At 72.9% G+C, this 6,851-nt stretch carries 7 protein-coding genes; 4 read left to right on the top strand and 3 right to left on the bottom strand.

Annotation, left to right across the window (positions count from 1 at the left end):
• Nucleotides 1-771, top strand: a 771-nt coding sequence (locus tag AC2H6A_RS16820; protein ID WP_484274868.1) for an alpha/beta fold hydrolase, incomplete at its 5' end; no start/stop codon positions are given.
• 18 nt (nt 772-789) lie between these two features.
• On the opposite strand, the gene AC2H6A_RS16815 is transcribed toward AC2H6A_RS16820, so the two are convergent.
• From AC2H6A_RS16815 to AC2H6A_RS16805, 3 genes are read right to left on the bottom strand one after another with little or no spacing between them, the layout of a single operon-like run.
• On the bottom strand, nt 790-1,989 hold the full coding sequence (locus tag AC2H6A_RS16815) for a M20 aminoacylase family protein (protein WP_484274867.1): 1,200 nt from the start codon (nt 1,987-1,989) through the stop codon (nt 790-792).
• Between the two features lie 46 nt (nt 1,990-2,035).
• Nucleotides 2,036-3,295 (bottom strand): cytochrome-c peroxidase, encoded by a 1,260-nt coding sequence (locus AC2H6A_RS16810; protein WP_484274866.1) that lies wholly within the window; start codon nt 3,293-3,295, stop codon nt 2,036-2,038.
• The gene (locus AC2H6A_RS16805; protein WP_484274865.1) at nt 3,292-4,515 is read right to left on the bottom strand and encodes an amidohydrolase family protein; all 1,224 of its coding nucleotides are present in this window, start codon (nt 4,513-4,515) and stop codon (nt 3,292-3,294) included. Before AC2H6A_RS16805 ends, AC2H6A_RS16810 begins: the two co-directional genes overlap by 4 nt.
• A gap of 98 nt (nt 4,516-4,613) precedes the next feature.
• Here AC2H6A_RS16805 and otnI point away from each other — a divergent pair, with 98 nt between their 5' ends.
• From otnI to purE, 3 genes are read left to right on the top strand one after another with little or no spacing between them, the layout of a single operon-like run.
• Nucleotides 4,614-5,405 (top strand): 2-oxo-tetronate isomerase, encoded by a 792-nt coding sequence (gene otnI, locus AC2H6A_RS16800; protein WP_484274864.1) that lies wholly within the window; start codon nt 4,614-4,616, stop codon nt 5,403-5,405.
• Entirely contained in the window at nt 5,402-6,337 is a 936-nt protein-coding gene (locus AC2H6A_RS16795) for a phosphoribosylaminoimidazolesuccinocarboxamide synthase (protein ID WP_484274863.1), read from the top strand. The genes otnI and AC2H6A_RS16795 overlap by 4 nt, the downstream gene beginning before the upstream one ends.
• Before the next feature lie 14 nt (nt 6,338-6,351).
• Nucleotides 6,352-6,849: a 5-(carboxyamino)imidazole ribonucleotide mutase gene (gene purE, locus AC2H6A_RS16790; protein WP_484274862.1), complete on the top strand. Its 498-nt coding sequence runs from the start codon at nt 6,352-6,354 to the stop codon at nt 6,847-6,849.
• The last annotated feature ends 2 nt before the right edge of the window (nt 6,850-6,851 follow it).

The following is a 6,851-nucleotide window of genomic DNA, read 5'->3' as shown; positions in this document are numbered from 1 at the left end:
TCGTCCTCGCCCTCGAACACCGGCTGGCCGCTCACCGGCGATCGCTATCCCGAGGTCACCTACCATGACGCGGTGCGGGTGCAGGAGCGCCTGCTCGCCGAGGTCTTCGGGGTGGAGCGGGTGCGGCTGGTCTATGGCTGGTCGATGGGCGGCATGCAGGCCTACCACTGGGCGAGCCTGTTCGGCGAGCGGGTCGAGCGCATCGCGGTGGTCTGCGGATCGGCGCGCTGCGCGCCGCACAACGCGGTGTTCATCGACGCGGTGCGGGCCGCGCTCACCGCCGATCCGGCCTGGCGCGACGGCGTCTTCCACGAGCGGCCGGTGCGCGGCTTCCGGGCGATGGCGCGCCTGTACGCCACCATGGCGCTGTCGCAGGACTTCTACCGCGACGAGCTCTGGCGCGGCATGGGCTTCAGCTCGCAGGAGGACTTCCTGGTGCGCAGCTGGGAGACGGTGTTCTCGCGCCGCGATCCGGCCGATCTGCTCGCGCAGCTCTGGACCTGGCAGCACGGCGACATCGCGGCGCAGCCGCGCTACCGCGGCGACCTGCCGGCGGCGCTGCGCGACATCAGCGCGCGGGTGCTGCTGATGCCCTGCGACCAGGATGCCTACTTCCGGGTGGAGGACAGCCGCCGCGAGCTCGCGCACCTGCGCCGCGGCGAGCTGCGGCCCATTGTCTCGCCCTGGGGACACCGGGCCGGCAACCCGGTGGCCAGCCCTGCCGACGAGGCCTTCATCCGCGAGGCGGTGCAGGCGCTGCTCGCCGACTGAGCGGCACGCCGGCCTGGCTCAGGCCTGCGCCAGCGCGGTTTCGGCGAGCTTCACCCAGTAGGCGGCGCCGGTGGACAGGATGCCGTCGTTGAAGTCGTAGCCGGGGTTGTGGACCATGCAGCCGCCCTCGCTGCCGGTGCCGTTGCCGATCCACACATAGCAGCCCGGCTTGGAAAGCAGCATCCAGGCGAAGTCTTCCGAGCCCATCGCCGGGCGCGGGTCACGGTTGACGCGATCGGGGCCGACCAGCGCCTCGGCCACGCGCGTGCACAGGGCGGCCTGCTCGGCGTGGTTGACGGTGGGCGGGTAGCGGCGCTCGTAGCGGACATGGATCTCGGCGCCATGCGAGGCCGCGGTGCCGGCGCACAGCTCGCGGATGCGCGATTCGATCAGGTCCTGCACCCGGGTATCGAAGGCGCGCACCGTGCCGCCGAGCACCGCCTCGTTGGGGATCACATTCCAGGCCGAGCCGGAGTGGAACTTGGTCACCGACAGCACCGCGGGGTCGATGGGATCGACATTGCGGCTGACCACGGTCTGCAGCTTCTGGGTGAGCTCGGCGCCGATCACGATCGGGTCGATGCCCTTGTGCGGCATGGCGCCATGCGAGCCGCGGCCGGTGATGGTGATCTCGAACATGTCGTAGGAGGCCATCATCGGGCCGGCCTTGACCGCGATGTGACCGGCCGGGATGCCGGGGATGTTGTGCATGCCGAACACCGCCTGCATGGGGAAGCGCTCGAACAGACCCTCCTCGACCATCACGCGGGCGCCGCCCTCGTTCTCTTCGGCCGGCTGGAAGATCACATAGACCGTGCCGTCGAACGCGCGGGTGCGGGCCAGATGCCGGGCCGCGCCCAGCAGCATGGCGGTGTGGCCGTCGTGGCCGCAGGCATGGTGCTTGCCGGCGTTGCGCGAGGCCCAGGGCAGCCCGGTGCCTTCCTGCATGTCGAGCGCGTCCATGTCGGCGCGCAGGCCGATGGCCGCGCCGCCCGGGCCGTTGCGGCCATGGATCACGCCGACCACGCCGGTGCGGGCGATGCCCTCGTGCACCTCGTCGACGCCGAAGGAGCGCAGGCGCTGCACCACATAGGCGGCGGTGCCCACCTCTTCGAAGGCGGTCTCGGGGTTGGCATGGATGTGGCGGCGCCACTCGGTCATCTGCGGCAGGTACTGGCCGATGTCCTCGATGATGCGGACTGCGTCGTTGGCGCCCATGGCGGGGTTCCTTTGCGGGGTGGGTCAGCGTTGCGGTGCCCGGACTTTATCGCAGCCTCGGCGCATTCGGCGAGGGCTGGGGGTCGAGGCTGAGCAGGAAGGCGAGCAGATCGGCGCGCTGGGCCGGGCTCAGGCGCAGCGGACGCAGCAGCGACTCGCCGTCGGCATGCAGCCGCTCGGTGTCGATGCGGTCGTAGTGGTCGATCACCGCCGCCAGGCTCGGCAGGCGGCCGTCGTGCATGTAGGGCGCGCTCGCCGAGAGCCCGCGCAGGCTCGGCGTGCGCCACTCGCCGAAGTTGCGGTGCTGCGGATTCACCGTGCGGGTCTTGAGCGCCGGATCGCGTTCGGGCGGCGTGCCGGGCGGGGGCGGATCGGCGAAGCCGCCGCCCAGGTTGTGGCGATCGGCGAGCAGGCGCCGCAGCCCGGCATGGCGGCCGGGATCGACCTGACCGGGTCCGGTCATGAAGGGCATGCCGATGTCGTGGAATTCGCCGTTGGAGAAGGCCGGGCCGACATGGCAGAGATGGCAGCGACCCTCGCCGATGAACAGGCGCAGCCCGCGCAGCGCGGCCGCGGGGTAGCGCGCCGTCGCGGCGTGGTCGTCGCGGGCGAGCGCATCGCGGAAGTCGTCGAAGGCGGTGCGCGGTGAGCGCAGGCTGGCCAGCCAGGCCCCGATCGCCTTGGCGGCGTCGACCAGATCGGCCTCGTCGGGCGGGGTGCCTGGCGGGAAGGCGCCGGGGCCGGCCGCGGCACGGGCGCGGGCGAGCAGCGCGGCCAGCGCCGGCCGTTCGCGGATGGCCCGGGCCACCCCCGCGGCCGTGGCGCCCATCTCGCGCGGATCGAGCAGCGGGCGCAGGCTGGCTGCCCAGAGGCTGTCGCTGCCCCCGTCCCAGCCGAACCAGCGTTGCAGGGCGAGGTCGTTCAGTCCCTGGGTGTTGCGTGCCAGCGGGGCGCGTCCCTGCGCGGTCGGCAGGCCGTCGGTGAAGCCGCGCGCCGGGTCGTGGCAGCTGCGGCAGGCCAGGCGGCCATCGCCCGACAGCGCCGGCTCGTCAAAGAGCAGGCGCCCGAGCGCCTGGGCTGGCGCCAGTCCCGAGAACCGGTTGCCGGGGTCGCCCGGGGTGGCGCCCGGCCAGGGGCCGTGCGAGAGCACCTGCGCGCGCTCGGCCGGGCTGAGGGGTGGCCCGGGCGGCTCGGTACCGGCCCGGGCCCGGGTCAGCAGCGGGGTGCCGGGCAGCGCGGGCGCGAGGCTCGTCAGGGCCACGGCTACGGCCATGGCCAGCAACAGCCTGCCCGCCCGAGGGCTCATGGCAGCCGGATCTCCTGCGTGAGCCGCTGGCCGCCACCCGGCCCGCGGGCCTCGAGCACCAGTTCCCAGCGGCCCGGCATGTGCATGAGCAGACCGTCGGCCTGGAAGTGACGCTCATCGAGGCGGCGCACCTGCGGCCGGTAGTTCATGCCGTGGCGGTGCTCCGGCATGGTCGCGTCCACGCCCAGGCTGTCGATGCGCCGGCCCGGCTCGCCGGGGCATAGCGCGATGTGCAGCGAGAAGCGCTCGCCCACGCGCGGGGCCGGCGGATCGGCGCGCACGCTCATGGCCATGCCCGGCGCGCTCAGGCGCCAGCCTCCGGTCGGAGCCGGGCAGTCTGCGTCGGCTGCAGCGGCGCGATGAGCCTGCCACACCGGCAGCAGCAGCGCCTCGGCGTTGCGCCAGGCGATGCGCTCGGCCAGCGCTGGCGGCAGCGCCGCCAGCCAGCCGCGCGCCCACTCGGCGTGGGCCGGGATGTAGTGCAGGCGTTCCGGCGTGAAGGTGTCGGTGCCGAGCATGAATCGCTCGGGGAACTCCTCGAAGGCCGCGCGCCAGTCGGGATCGACCTCGCCACGGCTGCCCGGGTCGTTGCGGAAGGCGAGGTCGGCCCACAGCTGCGGATGGCGGCGCAGCATCTCGCGCACCGCGGCCGGCCGCTCGAAGCCGGCATGCGCCCACAGGATGCGCGCCTGCGGGTACTGCGCGAACAGGCGCTCGATGGCATCGGCATCGGAGTGGGCATGCAGGATGAGCCGGTGCTCGCGGGCGAGCGCGACCATGCGCCGCGGCACCGGCAGGTCGGCGTCGGCGCCATACAGATGGAACTCGCCGATCGCGGCGTAGCGGAAGCGCCGCAGCCGGTCCTCGAGGTGGGGGATGATCGACGGGTCGCGGGTCCAGCCCGAGGCGTCGGCGCGGGTCCGGTAGGGCCGCAGGCTGGGCACCACCAGCTCGGGCGCGGCCTGGTGCAGGCGCTGCGTGCCCTCATCGTCGGAACTGGACACCAGCGCCAGCCGCAGACCGGCCTGACGCATCAGGCCGATCACCTCGGCCGTGGGCACCAGCGCCCAGGCGTCGTGGCTGTAGTGGATGTGGGCGTCGGCGATCGGCAGGCCGGCCGCGGTTGCCGTGCCGGTCAGCGGCAAGGCCAGCAGGGCGGCGAAGCAGGTCGGGGAAAGTCGGCGGGCGAGCCGCCGCAGCAGGGAGGATTGAGGTCGCATGCGCATCCTGCAGGGCATCGGTCAGGGGTCACGATAGCCGAAGCGATGCCCGGGGCGCTTAAACTGCCGCCCATCGCCGCGCCCACCGGAGCCCCACCATGCCGCGTTTCGCCGCCAATCTCTCCATGATGTACACCGAGGTGCCGTTCCTCGATCGTTTCGCGGCCTGCGCGCGCGACGGCTTCCGCGCGGTGGAGTTCCTGTTCCCCTACGAGCATCCCGCCGCCGAGATCGCCGCCCGGCTGCGCGACAACGGCCTGCAGCAGGTGCTGTTCAACGCCCCGCCCGGCGACTTCGGCGCCGGCGAGCGCGGCATCGCCAGCCTGCCCGGCCGCGAGGACGAGTTCCGCCGCGGCATCGACACCGCGATCGAGTACGCCGCGGCGCTGGGCTGTCCGCGGCTGCATGTCATGGCCGGCCTGGTGCGCGATCCGTCGCAGCGGCAGGCGCAGTGGGCTCTCTACGCCGAGCGCCTTGCCTGGGCCGCGCAGCGTCTGGCGCAGGCCGGGCTCGACACCCTGATCGAGCCGATCAACACCCGCGACATTCCCGGCTACCTGCTCAACACCCAGGCCCAGGCCCATGACCTGCGCGCGCAGATCGGGCAGCCGCGGCTCAAGGTGCAGATGGACCTCTATCACTGCCAGATCGTCGAGGGCGATGTGGCCATGAAGATCCGCCGCCACATCGACGGCGTGGGCCATGTGCAGATCGCCGGCGTGCCGCAGCGCCACGAGCCCGACCTGGGCGAGCTGCACCATCCCTATCTTTTCGCCGTGCTCGACGAGGTCGGCTACACCGGCTGGATCGGCTGCGAGTACCGGCCGCGGGCCGGCACCAGCGCCGGGCTGGGCTGGATCCGGCCCTGGCTGCCATTGGTGTCAGAATGACGGGTTCGGCCTCTTTCGCGCCCCGCCCCGCCGTGACACCCGCCCCCACCCTGCACCAGTCCACGCTGCATTCCCTGCCGCTGCTTGGCCGCGGCAAGGTCCGCGACAACTACGCGCTCGGCGAAGACCGCCTGCTGATCGTCACCTCCGACCGGCTCTCGGCCTTCGATGTGGTGATGGCCGAGCCCATCCCTGACAAGGGCCGGGTGCTCAACCGCATGGCGCTCTTCTGGTTCGATCGGCTGGCCGATGTGGTGCCCAACCATCTCACCGGCATCGACCCCGAGACCGTGGTGGCGGCCGATGAGCGCGCACAGGTGCGCGACCGGGCCATGGTGGTCAAGCGGCTGCGGCCGATCCTGGTCGAGGCGGTGGTGCGCGGTTACCTGATCGGTTCCGGCTGGAAGGACTACCAGGCCAGCGGCGCGGTCTGCGGCATCCGGCTGCCGGCCGGCCTCGCGCAGGCCGAGCGGCTGCCCGAGCCGATCTTCACGCCCGCGGCCAAGGCCGAGCGCGGCGAGCACGACGAGAACATCGGCTTCGACGAGATGTCGGCGCGCATCGGCGCCGCCCTTGCGCAGCAGATCCGCGAGATCAGCCTCGAGCTCTACCGGCGCGCGAGCGAGTACGCGGCCACCCGCGGCATCCTGATCGCCGACACCAAGTTCGAGTTCGGGCTCGATGACGCCGGCCGGCTGCACCTCATGGACGAGGTGCTCACCGCCGACTCCTCGCGCTTCTGGCCGGCCGACAGCTACCGGCCCGGCATCTCGCCGCCGTCCTTCGACAAGCAGTTCGTGCGCGACTACCTCGAGGGTCTCGACTGGGACAAGCGCCCGCCCGCGCCGCCGCTGCCGCCCGAGGTGATCGCGCGCACCGCCGACAAGTACCGCGAGGCGCTGGTGCGCATCACCGGCCGCGGGCTCGACTGAACCGGGGAGATCCGATGAGCGACGCACAGCCCCTGGTGGGGGTGGTGATGGGCAGCAGCAGCGACTGGGAGGTCATGCAGCACGCGGTGGCCATCCTCGCCGAACTGCAGGTGCCCCACGAGGCCGCGGTGGTGTCGGCCCACCGCATGCCCGACGAGATGTTCCGCTATGCCGAGCAGGCCGCCGGGCGCGGCCTGCGTGCGATCGTCGCCGGCGCCGGCGGCGCGGCCCACCTGCCGGGCATGCTGGCCGCCAAGACCCTGGTGCCGGTCTACGGCGTGCCGGTGCCCTCGCGCTACCTGCGCGGCGAAGACTCCCTGCTGTCCATCGTGCAGATGCCGCGCGGCGTGCCGGTGGCCACCTTCGCCATCGGCGAGGCCGGGGCGGCCAATGCCGCGCTGCACGCGGTGGCGGCCATCGCCCTGACCGATGCCGCGCTCGCGCAGCGACTGGCCGCCTACCGGGCTCGCCAGACCGCCGCGGCGCAGGCCATGCGCGTGCCCCCGGCATGAGT

The organism is Quisquiliibacterium sp. (assembly GCF_982640115.1).
Note: the sequence above shows the minus strand (reverse complement) of the source record. Positions and strands in the feature narration are given on the sequence as shown.

Bases quoted from the DNA above. Each gene is read 5' to 3' on its own strand.
- otnI (WP_484274864.1), top strand. From the start codon at position 4,614: ATGCCGCGTTTCGCCGCCAATCTCTCCATGATGTACACCGAGGTGCCG.
- AC2H6A_RS16795 (WP_484274863.1), top strand. From the start codon at position 5,402: ATGACGGGTTCGGCCTCTTTCGCGCCCCGCCCCGCCGTGACACCCGCC.
- AC2H6A_RS16810 (WP_484274866.1), bottom strand. From the start codon at position 3,295: ATGAGCCCTCGGGCGGGCAGGCTGTTGCTGGCCATGGCCGTAGCCGTG.
- purE (WP_484274862.1), top strand. From the start codon at position 6,352: ATGAGCGACGCACAGCCCCTGGTGGGGGTGGTGATGGGCAGCAGCAGC.
- AC2H6A_RS16815 (WP_484274867.1), bottom strand. From the start codon at position 1,989: ATGGGCGCCAACGACGCAGTCCGCATCATCGAGGACATCGGCCAGTAC.
- AC2H6A_RS16805 (WP_484274865.1), bottom strand. From the start codon at position 4,515: ATGCGACCTCAATCCTCCCTGCTGCGGCGGCTCGCCCGCCGACTTTCC.